15 protein-coding genes and 1 pseudogene are annotated in these 17,061 nt (G+C 60.4%); 3 read left to right on the top strand and 13 right to left on the bottom strand.

All coding sequences use genetic code 11. From position 1 onward, the window contains the following. Positions 1-15 precede the first annotated feature (15 nt). Positions 16-507 carry an NUDIX domain-containing protein gene (locus ASU23_RS28720; protein ID WP_080961083.1) on the top strand — a complete coding sequence of 164 codons (492 nt, stop codon included), beginning with the start codon at positions 16-18 and terminating at the stop codon, positions 505-507. 384 nt (positions 508-891) lie between these two features. Here ASU23_RS28720 and ASU23_RS28715 read toward each other — a convergent pair. From ASU23_RS28715 to ASU23_RS28665, 11 genes and pseudogenes are all read right to left on the bottom strand, one after another. Beyond that, a pseudogene (locus ASU23_RS28715) lies at positions 892-1,218 on the bottom strand (transglycosylase family protein); the annotation flags it as partial. 484 nt (positions 1,219-1,702) lie between these two features. Further along, a complete protein-coding gene (locus ASU23_RS28710) occupies positions 1,703-2,608 on the bottom strand; it encodes an oxygenase MpaB family protein (protein WP_003945519.1) in 906 nt (301 codons plus the stop codon). A 24-nt stretch (positions 2,609-2,632) separates the two neighbouring features. Beyond that, positions 2,633-3,190, bottom strand: coding sequence for a hypothetical protein (locus ASU23_RS28705; RefSeq protein ID WP_058039204.1), 558 nt, complete (start codon positions 3,188-3,190; stop codon positions 2,633-2,635). Then, a complete protein-coding gene (locus tag ASU23_RS28700; protein ID WP_007734224.1) occupies positions 3,177-4,397 on the bottom strand; it encodes an MlaD family protein in 1,221 nt (406 codons plus the stop codon). The genes ASU23_RS28705 and ASU23_RS28700 overlap by 14 nt, the downstream gene beginning before the upstream one ends. Beyond that, the gene (locus ASU23_RS28695) at positions 4,394-5,458 is read right to left on the bottom strand and encodes an MCE family protein (protein ID WP_054781821.1); all 1,065 of its coding nucleotides are present in this window, start codon (positions 5,456-5,458) and stop codon (positions 4,394-4,396) included. Before ASU23_RS28695 ends, ASU23_RS28700 begins: the two co-directional genes overlap by 4 nt. Next, positions 5,455-6,552: an MCE family protein gene (locus tag ASU23_RS28690; RefSeq protein WP_003945762.1), complete on the bottom strand. Its 1,098-nt coding sequence runs from the start codon at positions 6,550-6,552 to the stop codon at positions 5,455-5,457. Before ASU23_RS28690 ends, ASU23_RS28695 begins: the two co-directional genes overlap by 4 nt. After that, a complete protein-coding gene (locus ASU23_RS28685) occupies positions 6,549-7,604 on the bottom strand; it encodes an MCE family protein (protein ID WP_007734231.1) in 1,056 nt (351 codons plus the stop codon). The genes ASU23_RS28690 and ASU23_RS28685 overlap by 4 nt, the downstream gene beginning before the upstream one ends. Further along, positions 7,604-8,635, bottom strand: coding sequence for an MCE family protein (locus ASU23_RS28680; RefSeq protein WP_058039203.1), 1,032 nt, complete (start codon positions 8,633-8,635; stop codon positions 7,604-7,606). The genes ASU23_RS28685 and ASU23_RS28680 overlap by 1 nt, the downstream gene beginning before the upstream one ends. Then, positions 8,632-9,855: an MCE family protein gene (locus ASU23_RS28675; RefSeq protein WP_058039202.1), complete on the bottom strand. Its 1,224-nt coding sequence runs from the start codon at positions 9,853-9,855 to the stop codon at positions 8,632-8,634. The genes ASU23_RS28680 and ASU23_RS28675 overlap by 4 nt, the downstream gene beginning before the upstream one ends. 3 nt (positions 9,856-9,858) lie before the next feature. Then, positions 9,859-10,716, bottom strand: coding sequence for an ABC transporter permease (locus ASU23_RS28670; protein WP_003945491.1), 858 nt, complete (start codon positions 10,714-10,716; stop codon positions 9,859-9,861). Next, positions 10,716-11,525, bottom strand: coding sequence for an ABC transporter permease (locus tag ASU23_RS28665; protein WP_058039201.1), 810 nt, complete (start codon positions 11,523-11,525; stop codon positions 10,716-10,718). The genes ASU23_RS28670 and ASU23_RS28665 overlap by 1 nt, the downstream gene beginning before the upstream one ends. A gap of 541 nt (positions 11,526-12,066) precedes the next feature. On the opposite strand from ASU23_RS28665, the gene ASU23_RS28660 reads away from it, so the two are divergent. Then, on the top strand, positions 12,067-13,326 hold the full coding sequence (locus ASU23_RS28660) for a TetR/AcrR family transcriptional regulator (protein ID WP_007734242.1): 1,260 nt from the start codon (positions 12,067-12,069) through the stop codon (positions 13,324-13,326). Between the two features lie 34 nt (positions 13,327-13,360). After that, on the top strand, positions 13,361-14,566 hold the full coding sequence (locus ASU23_RS28655; RefSeq protein WP_050655742.1) for a winged helix-turn-helix domain-containing protein: 1,206 nt from the start codon (positions 13,361-13,363) through the stop codon (positions 14,564-14,566). A gap of 245 nt (positions 14,567-14,811) precedes the next feature. On the opposite strand, the gene ASU23_RS28650 is transcribed toward ASU23_RS28655, so the two are convergent. Together ASU23_RS28650 and ASU23_RS28645 are read right to left on the bottom strand one after the other, a co-directional pair. After that, positions 14,812-15,966 (bottom strand): Rieske 2Fe-2S domain-containing protein, encoded by a 1,155-nt coding sequence (locus ASU23_RS28650; RefSeq protein WP_042449476.1) that lies wholly within the window; start codon positions 15,964-15,966, stop codon positions 14,812-14,814. A gap of 83 nt (positions 15,967-16,049) precedes the next feature. Continuing rightward, positions 16,050-16,814 carry an SDR family NAD(P)-dependent oxidoreductase gene (locus ASU23_RS28645; RefSeq protein ID WP_058039200.1) on the bottom strand — a complete coding sequence of 255 codons (765 nt, stop codon included), beginning with the start codon at positions 16,812-16,814 and terminating at the stop codon, positions 16,050-16,052. Positions 16,815-17,061: the final 247 nt, after the last annotated feature.

Raw genomic sequence — 17,061 nt, 5'->3', positions numbered from 1 at the left:
CTTACAGTGGCACTCATGCGTCTGAGGCATTCGGCCAGGGGGTTGGTCGTTGACGACCAGTCCCGTCTTCTGCTTTACCGATTCATCGCGCCCGGGGGAGGGCTGACGGTCTGGTGTCCTCCGGGCGGAGGCTTGGAAGGAGACGAAACCCCGTCCGAGGCGCTCGCGCGCGAATTGGACGAGGAGATCGGCTTGCGCGACTACGGCGCAGCCACCCATGTGTGGCATGAGGAGATCCGTGACCCGGCGATATTGCCGGGTTGGGGCGGTGCGATCAACGACTACTTCCTCGTGCCGGTGGCGACCGCATTCGAGCCCTGTGGGTCGTTGGGGCGCGAAGCGCTGGCCGCCGAGCTGGTCGAGCACTTCGAGTGGTGGAGTGTTGACCGCCTCTTGTCACACAGTGGTCGAGAAGTGTTCGGGCCACGCGATTTACCCGACCGGTTTGCACGCCTGGTCAAGGATGGGCCATCGAGTGCGCCGGATCGATTTGTTCGGTCGCCGTGAGGGATGCGAGGTAGCGATTGAAAACGAACATTTCGGCATCGAAACACGGCTACGCTGGGGTTATGGAGCACTACGTGCGTAAGGACCCCATCCCGTACGCTTCTACGGCTGCGCCGGTCAGTTCTCACAACCGGTTGGCGAGGACGGCCCAAAAATTGTGGATGGCTCTCCGAGGGCTGATGCGTGATCGGAAGGCGAGTCGGTACACCTCGCTCGCTCCGCGTCATCCCGACGGATCACGTACCGCCGTAATGTCTTTCAACAGCAGCGGCGGAGGGGCCGGATCAGGCGGGGCATGAAGGTCGCTAGTACGACGCTGCCCGGGGCCCGTCGAATTCTCGACGAACGCCGGGCAGCGACGCAGTATGTGAGCTGGGATCAGCGGAGGTACTGTCCGCACACCGGCCACGCGCCGGCTCCCTGACCAGCAAGGACGTTTTCAGCAACGCGGACCTGTTCTGCCTGGCTGGCGTTGGCGGCGCTGCCCGCTCCGCCGTAGGCCTCCCACGTGCTCTGGCTGAACTGGAGTCCGCCGTAGTAGCCGTTTCCGGTGTTCGCGGCCCAGTTGCCCGAAGATTCGCATTCTGCGACACCCGACCAGTCGTGGGTGGCTGCGGATGCGGTGCCTGCGCTCAATCCGAGGGCTCCGGCTGCGAGGGCTCCGGCTGCAGCGACAGAGGCAAGTGCACGGGTAACGGTGGTCTTGGTCATTTTTGGTAAATCCTCTCGAGTCCCGCCGACGGAGGACGGTGACCGTCTCAGCTCCGCTCCCACCACTAGGAATGTTGTCGAGTCCGAACCGCGGGGTGGGACGGGCGGTGGCGATTCGGTAATGCCCGGTTGATCGGGCTGTCACCAACCATAAGAGATGATTACGGATTGGTCACGGGTCGGCGTGTCGACACATGTTTGTGCAACAGAAATGCATCAAAGAGTGTTTTCCCAGGTCGCATGACGATATGCCACCTCTCCCGGCGTTACATAAACGAGATGAAATGTGATGCAAGTCACCTGAAACGTGCCTCGGCGGCGTCGATATGCGGCGAATGTGACACTCGATCAGCCCGGTTTGTCGGCTTTTCGACCCGGTTTTCAGTCGTGCTGGAACCCATGTCCAGCCGTGATCTGTTGTCGACCGACCGGCCCGATTTACCTGTAGGGCAGCAGAATTGACAACGAATAACGCGCCGCTGGCTCAGACGAGATTCTTGCTCGCCTTGATCCGGCGGCGAATGTCGCGCATCTGAATGGTGTTGCCGGCCTGACGAACGGAGCGTGGGATGAACCTGTTGACGAACGACACGAAAATGAAGAGGTGTTCGAACCGGCGGCGGTCGTCTTCGGTCCACTCGAGATCGAGTTGGTCGCGGTAGATCGGTGGAAGGAATCCGACCGTCAGGAACCGCAACAAGTTTCGGAACACCAGGCGTATCGGCCACGCGATCATCTGTAGGTTGACCAAGTCGATCAGGTACTGCTTGGTGCGTTCGTCGATGACGACGCGTTCGCAACCGAGGTTCCAGTAGCGCTCGAAGTCGGCACGTGTGGCCGGCCACATCTCTTCGGTGACCTGCAGCGTCGTTCCCAAAGTTGACGCGGACTTGTAGAACGACTCCGCCTGTTCTTCGGACATCTTGCCGTGCAGCAACTGATGACTGTCTTCGAAACCGATGAACAGGCATGCAGCAACCCATAATTGGAGTTCGCGATTGAAGGCGTTGTACTTGACCGGGCTGTTTGAATCCGACTTCACATGTCGGTGCACCGAGTTCACGGCCTCGCGGTAAGCCTTTCGCTCTTCCTCGTCACCCAGGATCGCGACCGTCAGGTACTGCGTCGTGGTTCGTGCACGCTTCCACGGATGCGCTGTCAGAGCACCCGATTCGACCTTGCTCTCCATGACGCCGTACGCCACCTCGGGCCAACCGAGTTGCAGGATGACGTTGGCAGCGGCTCCGGCGAACGACCAGAAATCGAGTGCGTCGGTGATGTGTGCGGGCTTACGTGCCCACCGTCTACGCTCGGCCGTGATGGTGATGCGTGTCTGATCGGTGCGAAGCGACGACTCGGACTTTTCCGAATCCAGGTAGTGAGTGGGCATGGATCTTCCTCCGCGTGTGGTGAGTTACTTGGTCTCGACGTTGCTCACGAGCCACCGGTCGTCCGAGCGGACCAGGGACACGACCATGCGGTACTTCTGTGTGTTTCCCTCTGGCGCTGCGACATTCTTGGCTTGTTGGTCGACGAACACGAGCACCTTGGCCGACGAATTGTCCAGCGATTCGATACCGACGTCTGTCGCCGTCGCGCTCGCCTGGCCTTGGCCCCCGGCAACGACTTCGCGAAGTGAATCGACCATTGTTCGGTAGGTGCCGGCAAACTCGTCGGTCGACATCGAGGCAATGCTGTCTTTGTTGGCATCGAGGTTCTGATAGTCGAAGGAGGACATGATGGTCGAGTAATCCCGCGCGGTGTCCAAAGCCTCCTGCCGCAGCGTGTCTTCCTGATCCGCCGAGTACATCTGGAATCCGAGCACCGCCAATGCTGCGACCAGCGCTACCGCCATTAGTGAGATCAGTGCGTTGCGTGGCTCCTTCAGGCGGTGAAGTAGCGACGGAGAAGTCGGATGTTCGGCCACCTCGGCTTCTGTCTCGTCGAGTAGTGCGTTGTCACCGTGTGCCATTTCCCAGTCCTTCCAACATCAATCTCCAGTAGTTCAGGGCGTCGACTCCGGTCGGGACGAGAATCGGATCTGCGACGACGGGCGGTCCGATCGGAGTGCCCGGGACGGTCGAGTTCTGCAAACCGAGGTCGTTCGGACGCGGAGCATTCTGTGCTCCGCGTTGGACGAGGTCGTCGGCGGGGGGACAGTACATCGCCAGACTCGGACTGGTGGGAGACAGATCGCCGACCTCACGCCGAGGGGTGTCGTAGTTGCAGACCGGCCCCTGGGTCGCAACCAAGGCAAAGTCGGCGCGATCGCCTTTGACGATGGATGCCAGTTTGGCGAGACCTTCAGGAATCGTGACAAGTCCGGTTTCCAGGGCGTCTGTGCGGTCGGAGATGATCGGTGCGACAGTGACGAGATTGGCCAGGACCGCTCCGAAAGTGTTGTGGTATTTGTCGAACAACTGTTGAGCGCTGTTCAGGGCGGCGGGCGAATGATCGGTGAGGTAGATCAGCACCGGCGCGTTGGATTCGAGTTGTTCGGTGAAGTTCTTGGCAGCTGCCATTCCCCGGACGAACGAATCCGATTGTGTCGCCATGGAGTCCACCAACGTGGAGGTTCGCGACAGCAGCGCAGCGAGTTCGGCCGACTGGTCGTTCAACTGCGCCGACATGGTCCCACCGTTGTCGATCATCGTCGCCAAGCTCGGGCCGAGCCCGTTGAACGAATTCCCCAGCTCGGTCCCGATGTCGCTGATCGCTTGTGGATCAATCCCTTCCAAGACACCGGACGCCTGAAGCATCAACTGGCTCATCTGGACCGGTTGCTGATCCGCGGGCATGGCGATCTCGTCGCCGTCCCTAAGATACGGGCCGTGGTCTGTGTTGGGGTAGATGTCGACATTCTGAATTCCGGCTGCGGTCCCCATCGTCACCTTGGCGACGCTGTCGGTAGGTATCTCGGTGTTGTCGTTGAGTGAGAGTTCCACCCGAGCCGTGCGGGTGCCTGCGTCGAGTTCGACTTCACTCACTTTCCCCACCTGTACGCCGCGATACGTGACGACCGTGCCCTTGGTCAGTCCGAAGGCGTCGGACATGTTGGCGTGCAGCCGGATTTGACCCCCGAAACCCTGAGGGCCGACCACGTAGACGATCCCGAAAGGGATGACCACAGCAGCGATCAGAGCGAACAGGACAAGTTGAACAAGCGCAAGGCGACTCAACGCGGACCTCCCTGAAGTAGATCGGTGAGAGTTCCCGCTGGTGCGATCGATTGACCGGCCATACCGCCGCTCCAGAGCTTGTCGATCGTTCCCGGAATATCCAGGGCGCCGTCGAAAACGAGGTAGTCACCCTGCACTGCACCGGTGAAGTTTTCGAGCAACCCGTTCATGTTCGTCAGCGTCTGGCCGATCTCCGAGTTGAACGAATCCAGAGTCCCGACAACGGTCGACGCATCGTGCAGCATCGCGTCGAGGCCGTTGGGAGACGAGTCGAGAATGGTGTTTGCGTTGGTGGCGAGCTGAACGGTCGAGTTCAACAGGCTCGCAATCTGATCCTTCTGTCCCACGAGAATCGACACCACCTGTGGAACGGAATCGAGGTAGTTGTCGACAACTACGCGTTGGCCGGCCAGTTGGGAGGAGACCCGGGCAGCGAGGTCGACGGCCTCGTCGAACTCGCTGCGGTGACTGCTTGCCTCTGCCATGAGCGAGGTGAGGGTCTCGGTCAGAGAACGAACTTCACCGGAGCGCCCGGAAAACGCGGTGTTCAGCTCGCGCACCACGGTATCGAGTTGGTCGATGCCGCTTCCGGTCAGAACCGTGCCGAGGGTGGCAAGCGCACTCTCGACCTGCGGACCGATCTCGGTGCGAGACTCCGGAATTGTGTCTCCGTCGCTGAGCGTGGAGCCGGACGGAACTTCCGGCACCAAGAGTCTGATGAACGGATTGCCAAGTGCGGACGGGAGTTCGACGGAAGCTTCGACGTTGTCGGGCAATGGCGTCGCGGCGTCCAGACTCAGAGTCACATCGGCTCCGACGACATCGGCTGATAGCGCGGATACTCGACCGATGACTTTCTGGCCGCTGCGGACGTCTGCTCCCAACACCAGGCCGTCGGCGCCGGCCAGCTGCAGCGCCACGTTGTACGCGTCACCGTCGGCCGAACGACCCAGGGGTAGGTCTTGAATGCCTGCGCTACAGCCGCCGAAGGCGAACACGGCCGCAGAACCCACACCGATGATCACGATACCGGCGATTATCCGAATCGATTGCCGCGTCAATTGCCACCTCCGGGGACGGCTCCGCCGGAAATCGCGGAGGCGATGCCGAGCGGATCAGAAGTGCTGAGGGGGAAGGAAATCGGATTCGTGAACCCGGCTCCGGTGCAGATCGGCAACTTGTAGGTGTCGCACAGCGGTTTCGCCACCGCGAACTGAGTCAATGCAGTCGAGACGTTGAGCCGAATGCGCCCGCGCTGATCAGGACCGATTGTCTGGGAGAGGTTCTGCATCATCAACGGCACCAGGTCCATGAACTCGGCGAGGCCGGGTTCTTTGGCAGCCAGAGTGTCACCGAGAACTCGCACGTTGTCGGCTATGGCACCGACATCATCGCCGTGAGTCGTCATGAAACTGTTCAACTGGTCGAAGACCACCTGCAGATCCTGCAGAGGCTGTGAGATGTCCATGTTCTGGCTCGCCCATTGATCACCCAGGACGCCGAGGTCGCCGACAAGTTCGTCGAGGCTGACCTGCCGTGCGTCCAGAGCATTCATCAAAGTGTTGAGATTGTCGACAAGGGCACCGATGTCTTCCGACCGAGCGCCGACAACTCCGGTTGCCGTGCTGAGGTTGCGAATTGCGGTGTTGAATTGATCGCCCTGGCCCTGCCACCCGGCGGCGCCGCGGCTCACGAGATCGCCGAGATTGCCCCCATCCCCGGCAAATGCGTCGGCCAAAGTGCTGACGCTTCCCATCAAGCCGTCGAAATCTATGGGGGAGTGGGCACGTTCGATCGGAATCTGGTCGCCGTCTTTCAGTGTCTCTCCGCCGGTGTACGCCGGGCCGAGTTCGATGTGTCGATCGCTGATCACCGATGGATTGAGGACATAGGCCGAGGCGTCGGCGGGCAGGTCCACGGAGTCGGGCATCGACATCGCTACTCGAACAGAAGTGCCGCGAGGTTCCACCGACGTGACCGTCCCGACGCCGACTCCGAGGACGGTGACCTTGCTTCCCTCGTAGATTCCGCCGACGTAGCTGAAATCGGCGTAGACGGTCTTGGACTGATCTGTTCGTCCGAATATGTACCAACCGGGCAGGGCGATCGCCAAGGTCACTACCAGCATGGCCGTGACGGCTTTTCGTGTATTCACTTGCAGCCCTCCATGATGCCGAGCGCGCAGAGCAGATTGTCCGGGATCACGGCCGCCGGCGCGTTGACGTCGGTCCAATTGCCGGTGCCGGTTGAATCGGTGACCGAACGCAGCGCGGAAGGAAGACGAGTCAACAGCAGGTCGATCTGATCTGCGTTGTTCTTCAGCGTGGTGGTGACCGCGACGAGGTTGTCGGTCATGGCTCCGAACTCGTCCTGACGATCGACGAAAGTGGTGGAGAGCTTCGAGATGATGATTGTCAGGTTGTCGACCAGCTGAGTCAGTGCGTCCTTGCGCATCGCAAGAGTTCGAACGATCGTCTGAGCATTGGCCGCAGTACCGACGATCGAATCGGTTTGTGCCGCAGCCATGTCCGACAGCTCACGAGACATGATGAGAATCTGATCGATCTGTTCACTGTTCTGCGCGAAAGCCGCCGAGGCGCCGCTGATTCCGGCCAGAGCCCGGCCCACCTGATCGGAATCAGTGGGAATCACCTGCGAAAGGGTGTTCATCATGGACTCCATCGCCTGTAGGTCGACGCCTGTTGCCGCAGTGGTGGCATCACTGCTGACGTCGTCGAGGCTGTACGGCACGGTTGTGCGGGAGAGCGGGATGACCCGCGCCTCGGAGTCGTCGACCACTCCGGCCGGCACGATCTCCAGGTAGCGCTTGCCGAGGACCGTCTTGAGCCTGACCGTCGCCGTGCTCTGGTTTCCCAAAGGCTGGTCCTTGTCCAAGCGGAAGTTGACGACGACGTGGTCGCCGGCAAGGTCGATCGAATCCACTCGGCCCGCGGGAACCCCGGCCACGTAAACCGGATCGGTGTCGGAAAGCCCGCTGGCATTGGCTAACTCGGCTGTGTATGCCGACGTGCGTACGTTGTACCAGAGCTTCGGAATGCCCAAGGCGGCGCCGAGTCCCACCACCAGAACGAAGATTCCGAGACTGCCCAGGGCGAGAGCGGTGCCGCTACCGCTGCGACGGCGATCCCCTTTGAACAGGAAGAGCATGATGCCGACGAACACGTCGATCAGCTTGACCAGGAACATCATGAGCACACCGGCGAGTGTGTCGGACCGAAGATGTTGGCTTCCATGTCGCCTGCCTTCAGAGTGAAATTGCACAGATACAGGCTGATGAAACTTCCGTAACTTCCGATCCGGTTGGCGGCGTCGGCGAACTGGGGAAGGTTGACGAGAAGTCTGTTGAACTCGTCGGTGCTCGCAATCCAACTCCCGGTGACACTTTCGAGTTGTTGCACGGTCTGACCGAATGCACCGTTCGACCCGGCCATGATCTGAGCCAAGGACGAGACAGTGCGGTTTCCCTGATCCAAGAGCGAGACCAGTTGATCGTTCTGCCCGACGACGGAAATACTCAGATCGTTCAAACCGTCCAACAGACCGACCAATTCGGGTTGACGCTCGTCGACGGAGGTGAGAAGAGTGTTCATGTTCGTGAGTAGTTGCGCGAAGACGTCCTGACGGTCGACCAGGCCGGAACTCATGGTCGCGATCTGGTCGAGCAGGGTGGTCATTGCCTGGCCCTGGCCGTTGAAGGTTTCGACAAAACTTCGCGTGAGCGTGTTGACCTGCTCGGGCTGCAGCGCGGCGAACAACGGTTTGAACCCGTTCATCAGGGCCGTCAAGTTGATCGGCGGTGTTGTCTGCGCCAGCGGTATCGTGTCACCTGGTTCGAGCTGTCGTGCGGATACCGTTGTTGCGCTGTCGTCCTGCGTCAGTGCCAGATATCGAGCACCGAGCATGTCGCCGTAGCGCACGGCGGCACGGACATCCGACTCGAGGGAATATCGCGACTCGATTTCGACGTCGACGATCGCCTTGCTCGTCCCGCCTCCGTTGTCGGCGAACGCAACCGAGTCCACGCGGCCGATACGCACACCCGACATGGTGACCGGGTTGCCCGGGTTGAGTCCTTCGACGTCGGTGAACTCGAACGAGTACGAATCGGTGCTTCCGCGAACCGGGACCGACAACGTGTTCGCCACGAACGACGCGCAGGCGACGCCGGTGAGACAGAAGAGTGACAACCGAATTACCTGGCCAGGACGGACCTTCACGGGACGGTCACCTCGTTACCTCTGACCATCGGCCCCAACATCAGTGTTGTTGCCGGGTTGGGGGTATCCGAGGGTTCCGGCGATCCGCCCAGTAGTTGATCTTCGAGGTACCGCAGGGGGGCCGCTTCGGCTACGCCGCCCACGACCGGGGCACTGACGGGTTGTTCAGGCGTCAGGTTGGAGCCCGAACACTGTGCTCCGCGCGAGTCACCGTACTGCGGGCAATCATCACCCGTGTATGGGAGCGGTTCGGCGAACGTGGCAACTGCTGTGATGTCGAACTTTCCGGTGGCGAAGACTCGAGCGCCCGCGGCGCCGAACGTACTGGCATTGGCGAGGGTGGAACGCAGTCCTCCGGGATTGGCCGCGGTGGTTGCGAGTATCTTTCCGGCGGAATCGATCACAGTGATGATGTTTCGGTTGTTCGCCCCGACAAAATCGTCGACGGTAGCGGCGAAGACTGCGGCCGCGCCGATCGAGGACTCGAGATTCGCTCTGTTGGCGACCATGTCGTTCGAGACGGTTGTGGCGGCTGCCAAGGTATCGAGAATGTCGGGGGTCGCACGGTCCAACGCGTCGACGACCGACTTGAATTCGGGTGTCGATTCGAGGAATTGGTGTGCGGCGGGTGTCAGTACGCCGGACGCGGCACTGAGATTGTCTATCGTGGTACCGATCTCGGCTCCGTTTCCGTCGAGCGCCTGGCCCAGCGCAGTCAGGGCTGTCTGCAACTTCTCGGGCTGCATCGCAGTGAGGACGCCCACCAGCTTGGTGTACACGTCGTAGAGCGCAACGGCTTCGGGACCGTCGTCCATGTGGATCTCGTCTCCGTCCGTCAGAGTCGTCTGGCCCTGCTCATTCGGACTGTCCACGAGCTGCATGTAGATGTCGCCGAAGAACGTGCGTGGAACAACGCGAGCCACCACGTCAGCGGGAATCTTCGACGCGTCATCGGTCTGAATCTGCAACTGCACAACGGATTCGGCGGTTCCTGATTCGATTTCGCCGATTCGGCCGACGTTGACGCCGTGGTACCGAACCGGAGCTTCACCGCTGATGAGACCGGCTGTGGCTGGAACAGCGACGAAGATGTCGGTGCTCTGCTCGAGATTTCCCGAACCGCGTAGAACCATTGTCACGGCGGCGGCGACGGCTACGACTATGGCGATCGCGCCGCGAAGGGCGTACACGATCTTCGTGCGTGTAGTGAGTCTGTCCACGGCTCAGACCCCCATTCCCGGGATCTGGGGCACGAGGCCCCACAGCGCGAAAGTCATCAGTACGTCGAGGATTCCGATCGCGAGGATCGCAGTCCGGAGCGCGCGCCCGGCCGCTTGCCCGACGCCGGCCGGACCACCGGAGGCATAGTAGCCGTACGCGCAGTGAACCAGCGCGACAACAGCGGCGAACACCACGGCCTTGAGACCCGAGTACAGGAGATCCTGCGGAGAGATCGCCAGATGGAAGAAGTAGTCGTAAGTACCGGCCGATGCGCCGTTGAAGAACACGACGACCAGTCGGGTCGAGAGGTAACTGGCCAGGAGTCCGATCATGTAGATCGGGATGACACAGATCATGGCAGCGATCACCCGGGTACCCGCGAGGAAGGGGATCGATCGGATCGCCATCGAGTCCAGCGCGTCGATTTCGTCGGAGATACGCATGGCCCCGATCTGGGCGGTGAAACCCGTTCCGACCTTGGCGGCCAACGCGATCGCGACGACAACAGGGGCCAGTTCACGGGTGTTGGCAACCGCGGACAGCATGCCGGAGAGCGAGGTCATCCCGACAAGCTCGAGGCCCCGGTGGGTCTCGACGCCCAACATCATCGCCGCGGCCAGCGACATCGCGAAGACGATCCCGATGGTGCCGCCGCCGGACAACAAGGAATTCGTGCCGAAGCTGACCTCGCTGATCTGACCGAGTACATGCTTGCGGTACTTGGTGAGCGCAAAGGGGATCGATGCGATAGTGCGGACGTAGAAAGTGACGTGCTGACCGAGGGAGACGAGGCCGTCGCCCGCGGTTCGCAGGGGTCTGCTCGCTTGACGTGCTCGAACACGGAGATCGACGAGCGACATCAGAATTCACCGACTGCCGGGACGATTACGGTGTAGAGCGCGGACAACACTGTGTTCACGATGAAGACGAGCGCGAACGCGATGACCACGGCTTCGTTGACTGCGTCGGCAACGCCGCGTGGGCCACCTTTTGCATTTAGACCTTTGAAGGTGGCGACCAAAGTCGAAGCGATGCCGAAGACCGCAGCCTTCACCAAAGCCATGACGAAGTCGGAAGATCGCCCGTACTGACTGAACGTTGCCATGAACGTTCCGGCCGGAAGATGCTGGACGTAGATGTGGTACAGGTAGCACGCGATCACACCGCCGAAGGTGACCATCGAACACAGTGCAAGGGAGACGATCACTGCCGCAACCAATCTCGGTGCGACGAGGCGCTCGATCACGTCGATGCCCATCACTTCCATCGCGTCGATCTCTTCCCGGATCTTTCGTGAACCCAAATCCGTGCAGATCGCCGATCCTGCGACACCGGCCATCATCAACGCGCACACCAGCGCGGCGGCCTGACCGACGATGATGAAAGCTACGACAGCTCCGGAATATCCACCGGCTCCGATCCGGCCGGCCAGTTCACCGACCGAGACGGCGATGAATACACCGATCGGAATCATGAGAAGCAGCGACGGGCCGGTGCTGACGCGACCGATGAACAGGGTCTGAGTAACCGTCTCGTGCAATGAGAGTCGTCTGCGCAGGATTGCCGTGAACAGGCCGAAGAGTGCCTGAACCGAGAATCCGATCAGATAGCCCCCCTGTAACGCTACGTCTCGCACCGGGCCCTTCGCGGCTGGCAGCTCGTACGTCATCTAATTGAATTCCTTTGCAGATCAACAGTGTTCGGCACGGAGTTCGAACTGTTCGAGCGCTGGGGGTCGAGCGAACTGCCTGTGAAGCATCTCACACATATATGTGCCCAAGCAAGCATTATGTGAACCGAAATTCTCGTCGAACTGTCAGCCCTGTTGACCGAGTTTCCTTCATTGACGTGGAGATATCGGAACTGTTCATATCGACATCCTGTGTATGTTTACGAATATTCCGAATCTGTCAGTCGGATTGCTTCGTGGATGCGGGCTGGATGCTTCGAGCGGTGACCCTACCCACTGCTGGTGGCCACAGGCAACGTTTTGTTAACGAAGATTCTCGGTGGAAGCAACGGGGGAGGTGGCGAAGGGCGAGTGGTGTGTTCTGATCAAAGTCAGCGTTACCTGCATGTATGAAACTCTATACGCGCGATGTGCTGAAATCGGTGTACGAGTTTTCAGAATCATGCTTATGCTGATTCTCGTCTGATGAGCAGGCGGATCGAAGTGCTTTGTGCGTGAGGGCTGGAGAGTGGGGTACACGGTGAGCCTGAACGATCAGTTCGTCGACGCGCAGACGTCGAATGGGATTGTTCGGCAGCCGAGGTCCGACTCCGTCAAGAGGCGACCGAAGGACCGCAAGGCGCAGATCGCGGCTGCAGCGGCAATCGCGTTCAGTGAGCGCGGATATCCTGCTGTCAGTGTCGACGACATCGCGTCGGCGGTCGGTATTTCGGGTTCGGCGCTCTATCGGCACTTTCCGAACAAGTACGCGATGTTCCGCCACGCGGCACTGGAGTTGACCGGAGCGCTCGCCAGTGCCCTCGATGCCGTTTCGGTTGCGCCTGCGGCAACCGATGCGCAGCGGTTGCGCGAAGATCTGATTGCAGTGATACGAACGACGATCCGCAATCGGCGTACGGCCGGAATCTATCGTTGGGAGAGCCGGTTTCTCGACACCGATGATCGGAAATCCGTTCGAGCGCAAGCCAGTACGGTCAATCGCCGAGTAGCCCGGTATCTTTCGCGCTCCGAACCCGCGATGACGGCGAGGGACGAGACCCTTGTCGTGGCAGCGATGTTCAGCGTCATCGGCAGTATCACCGTCCATAACCTGTTGCTGCCCCAGCGAGCGATGGAGAAGGTTCTGCTCGACGCGTGTCTGGCGATAGATCAAGGTGAGGGTGCAATCACCGCTAGCCGCTTGGAGCAGTCCTCGTTACCTCGAACCGTGACCACGAACAAACGTGAACGTCTCTTGCAGGAAGCCGTGCGCCTCTTCGACTCTCGCGGGTATCACGACGTCAGCATCGAAGAGATCGCCGCGGCCGCCGGCTTGAACGCGTCCGGTATGTACCGCTACTTTCCCAGCAAGGCAGAGCTTCTCGGCGCCGTGTTCTATCGAGCTGCAGATCGCTTGGACTTGGCGACGGCAGCGGTCTTCGACTCCGCGACTTCGCACGAACAAGTGCTCCGGTCACTGTCGGCGATGTACGTGGAGTTGTCGTTTGCACAGCACGAATTGATGTCGGTCTACTTCTCCGAGATGAACAACCTTCTGCCGAGTCATCGAAGCGATCTGAAGAATCGCCAGAAGCTTTACGTGGTCGAATGGGCGCGAGTGCTCGGCGAGATTCGTCCTGAGCTGTCGGCAGTAGAGGCGAAGTTCGTAGTTCACGCTGCGCTCAACCTGGTCCCGGATGTCGGCCGCATGATGAAGTTCGACGCTGCCGCAGAGAACGCGGCCATGTTGCAGGTGTTCATGTCGGCAGTACTGTTCGGCCGTCGGGCTTCGGCCGCCTGAAGCGTGTCGGTGAGTGTGCGTAGTCTGGCCCACTATGAGCGAAGTCGTGTCACTGGCAGCTGCCCGTCGCATAGCGCTTGCCGCTCAGGGATTCGGCAAATCGCATCCCACGACGGTGACGCGTCGCAATCTGGTCGGCGTGATGGACCGGCTGCAGGTGCTGCAGATCGACTCGGTCAATGTCTTCGAACGCAGTCACTACCTACCCGTTTATGCGCGATTGGGCGCATACGACAAATCCAGACTCGATCAGCTTGCCTTCGCCCCCGGTTCGGGATACCTCGAATACTGGGGCCACGAAGCAACGTTCTTGCCGGTGGACATGTGGCCGTTGTTCCGTTGGCGGATGGACCAGTTTCGCGCCAAAGCGTTGAGTGACAAGGACGGGTGGGCTTCCGATCGGAGTGTCTTCCTCGATTGGTTGCGGCAGGAGTTGCGCGACAACGGTCCGATGGCGGCGAGCGAGATCGAACACGAGGCGAACACACGGCGCGGTCCGTGGTGGGGGTGGTCCGACGTGAAGGTCGGGCTGGAGACGCTGTTCCGTTGGGGCGAGGTGGTCTCGGCGGGGCGCGCCGGTTTCGAGCGTCGTTACGGCCTGGCCGAGCAGATGCTTGCACCCGAGATACTCGACGCACACGTCGAGCGGTCGGAGGCGATACGCGAACTGGTGCTGCGGGGTGTGAAGGCACACGGTCTCGGCACCCTCGACGACATCGCCGACTACTTTCGTCTGCCCAGCGCAGAAGCACGAACGGCATTGCAGGAACTCGAAGATGCCGGCAGTGTGCGCCGGGTGTCCGTCGACGGCTGGGAGCGTCGAGGCAAGGCAAGGGAGGTGTGGATCGATCCGCGAGCGAAGCGTCCCAGGTCCATCCGTGCGGATGCGCTGTTGTCACCCTTCGACCCGGTAGTGTGGGCACGCGATCGAGCGTTGCGGCTCTTCGACTTTCACTACCGGATCGAGATCTACACTCCGGCGCACAAGCGAGTTCACGGATACTACGTGCTCCCGGTGTTGATCGACGACAAGATCTGCGCCCGAGTCGATCTGAAGAACGACCGTCAGAACCGTCGACTGCTTGTCCGCGCGGCGTGGGCCGAACCCACCGCGGACGCCGACACTGCGCCGCGGTTGGCGGAACTCCTTCGGAGAACTGCGCGTTGGCAGGGCTGCGACACCGTCGAGGTGGAGAACAAAGGTACGTTGTCTCAGCAGTTGGCCGCAGCTATGACGTGAGCCTTCAGGTCGCGAGGACGATTGTCATTCGGGAACTGTTATGCGTCCGTCGGTAGCTGCCTGATTGATGGAATTTCTCAATGCGGAACAACTTCCGGATCGAATTCTCGGCGGTTCAGCATCGTCGCGGTACTCCAAACATGCCGTGCGCGAATCTGATCGCCACTGGGTCGACGTGTGATGCCAGCTGTTCTTCTCCACGAGGACGTATGTTCCGCACCGCTCGCAGTCCAGCGGTTCCATGGTCATTGCCCTACTCCTGCGGCGGCCCTGCGTGCGATGTTGTCAGCGACTTCCTGCTTCCACACTTCGATGGGTTTGCTTGTGTCCATCTCGAATTCGAAACGGTCGACCATCTCGGGCGTGACGTCGGCGACGTCCACGTAGAACTGTTCATACCACCGCCTCAGTTGGTATACCGGACCGTCCTCGGTGCAGAGCAGCGGATTGTCGATGCGGGTCTTGTTCTTCCAGATCTCGATGTCCTGCTCGAACCCGACACCGATGTATCCGATCATCGCGTCGACAAGTTGATCGGCGAACTCGGCGGGCATCTCTGCGGACTTCTGGACGGTAATGCCGTACATGAGTACGAATTTGTTCGGGCTCACCGGGTAGTGGCAGTTGATCAGCACCGAATCGGTCGTGAAGTTCTCGTAGACGTAGCGCAAGTCGTCGATCATGAACGACGGTCCGTGGTAGGCCGCTGTCGAAAGATTCGACACCAACTTCGGTACGTCGGGGTCGGTCCAGGTCACGATGTCGTCGCGGTTGATGCCGCTCTGCTCCTGGATGGCGACGTGTCCTTCGAAGACGTTCTTGAAATAGGTGGGGAACGAGAAGTGCACGTAGAAGAAGTGCGCCATGTCAACGACGTTGTCGACGATTTCTCGGCAGTTCGTATCGATGACTATCGACTTCCAGACCCAATCGGTCCACTCGTGCTCCGCAGACTTGATGATCGGTATGGCGACTTCGGCAGGAGGCGGATTGCCTTCGGGGTCGTGCCAGACGAAGAGCAGCCCGTCTTGTTCGAGCGCAGTCCAAGCGCGGGTCTTGGCAAGCGGGGGGACACGTCGAGCATAGGGAATCGCGGTGCACTTACCGTTGCCTCCCCACCTCCAGTCGTGGAAGGGGCACGCGATCGAATCGCCCTTGACCGTGCCCTGACTCAGGTCGCCGCCCATGTGACGGCAGTACGCGTCGAGGATCTTCAGTTCGCCATGCGAGTCGGAGAAGACGACCAGTTTGGTACCGAAAGCTTCGACGGAATGCGGGTTCCCGTCGCTGTAGTCCTTGGCGAGGCCGAGGCAGTGCCATCCGCGGGCAAATCGAGTGGGAGGTTCTCCCTGGTCGATGATGCGAACCTCTTCCGATTCATTGACATCCGCAATTGTCATGTTCTTCCTTTCGTGAGTGCACCCGGTGGGCTGGACCGAGCGACGTTGTACGACAGTCGAAGGGGGGTAAATCTCTGGGCAAGTCACATACGCTGCGACGAGACGTTGCCGCCGTCGACAACCAATTCCGTTGCGGTGATGTAACTTGCTTCGTCGGACAGCAGGAAGCGGACAGCGTGTGCGATTTCCTCCGGGCGACCGAGCCTGCCGAGGAGGATGCGTCGTTCGAATGCCCCGTCACCCAATGCGTCTACGGTCGGCTGAAGCAGAGGGGTCAGAATCTGTCCGGGAGAGACGCAGTTGATCCGAATGCCGTCCGGGCCCAGTCGGTCCGCCAGCGATCGGACCATCGACAACATCCCACCCTTTGCAGCGGAGTAGACAGGGTTGATTGCATTGCCCAAAGTTGCGTTGATCGAAGCGATTCCGACTATTGCCGAACCGGGATTGGCCGTGAAATCAGGCATCAACTGTTGAACCAACAGGATGAGCGGACGTAGATGGGTGTTGATACCCGTCTCCCACACGTCGAGCGTCACTCCTTCGAGGGATCCGATATCGACGACCCCGGCGGAGTGAACAAGTCCGCCGATGGAGGGAAGTGAGGAACGGGTTGTGGCCAATGCGGCCGCGTAGTCGTCCGCTCTCGTGAGATCGATTCCCACTCCGATGGCGTCGATGCCGAATTCGGAGGAGATCACGGCTGCCTGATCGACCGCTTTTGCCTCGTCGATATCCCAGAGAGCGACTGGGCGTCGGATCGCCGCGAGCGCGCGGGCGGAGGCCAATCCGATTCCGGATGCGCCGCCGGTGATGATCACGCCTGTCGACGGGGATGAAGCATTCATGTGTCCTCCTGATTTTGAAGCGTTCTGCTCGGCGCCGCATGATCTGATGGGCTCCGGTCATCACTGTGACGAGGGATGGATTCGGGCTCAACGAACATGACCGATCATCGGTATAGGTGCTGGTGAGAGCCCATGCAGATGCATCTCCCGCTGCGTGGGAAACGTACTGGCGTCGTGAGTCCACGGAAGCTCAGATGGGCGGAACGAATGTTGGCTGCCGAAGCGGCGGGCCACCGGAACGGAGACA

Source organism: Rhodococcus sp. KB6, assembly GCF_001445685.1.
Taxonomy (GTDB): Bacteria; Actinomycetota; Actinomycetes; order Mycobacteriales; family Mycobacteriaceae; genus Rhodococcus_F; species Rhodococcus_F qingshengii.
This window is presented reverse-complemented; position numbering and strand designations above follow the sequence as displayed.

What these genes read in the sequence shown, in the direction of transcription:
- ASU23_RS28720 (WP_080961083.1), top strand. Translation starts at nt 16, where the DNA reads ATGCGTCTGAGGCATTCGGCCAGGGGGTTGGTCGTTGACGACCAGTCC.
- ASU23_RS28710 (WP_003945519.1), bottom strand. Translation starts at nt 2,608, where the DNA reads ATGCCCACTCACTACCTGGATTCGGAAAAGTCCGAGTCGTCGCTTCGC.
- ASU23_RS28705 (WP_058039204.1), bottom strand. Translation starts at nt 3,190, where the DNA reads ATGGCACACGGTGACAACGCACTACTCGACGAGACAGAAGCCGAGGTG.
- ASU23_RS28685 (WP_007734231.1), bottom strand. Translation starts at nt 7,604, where the DNA reads ATGTTCCTGGTCAAGCTGATCGACGTGTTCGTCGGCATCATGCTCTTC.
- ASU23_RS28670 (WP_003945491.1), bottom strand. Translation starts at nt 10,716, where the DNA reads ATGTCGCTCGTCGATCTCCGTGTTCGAGCACGTCAAGCGAGCAGACCC.
- ASU23_RS28665 (WP_058039201.1), bottom strand. Translation starts at nt 11,525, where the DNA reads ATGACGTACGAGCTGCCAGCCGCGAAGGGCCCGGTGCGAGACGTAGCG.
- ASU23_RS28655 (WP_050655742.1), top strand. Translation starts at nt 13,361, where the DNA reads ATGAGCGAAGTCGTGTCACTGGCAGCTGCCCGTCGCATAGCGCTTGCC.
- ASU23_RS28650 (WP_042449476.1), bottom strand. Translation starts at nt 15,966, where the DNA reads ATGACAATTGCGGATGTCAATGAATCGGAAGAGGTTCGCATCATCGAC.
- ASU23_RS28645 (WP_058039200.1), bottom strand. Translation starts at nt 16,814, where the DNA reads ATGAATGCTTCATCCCCGTCGACAGGCGTGATCATCACCGGCGGCGCA.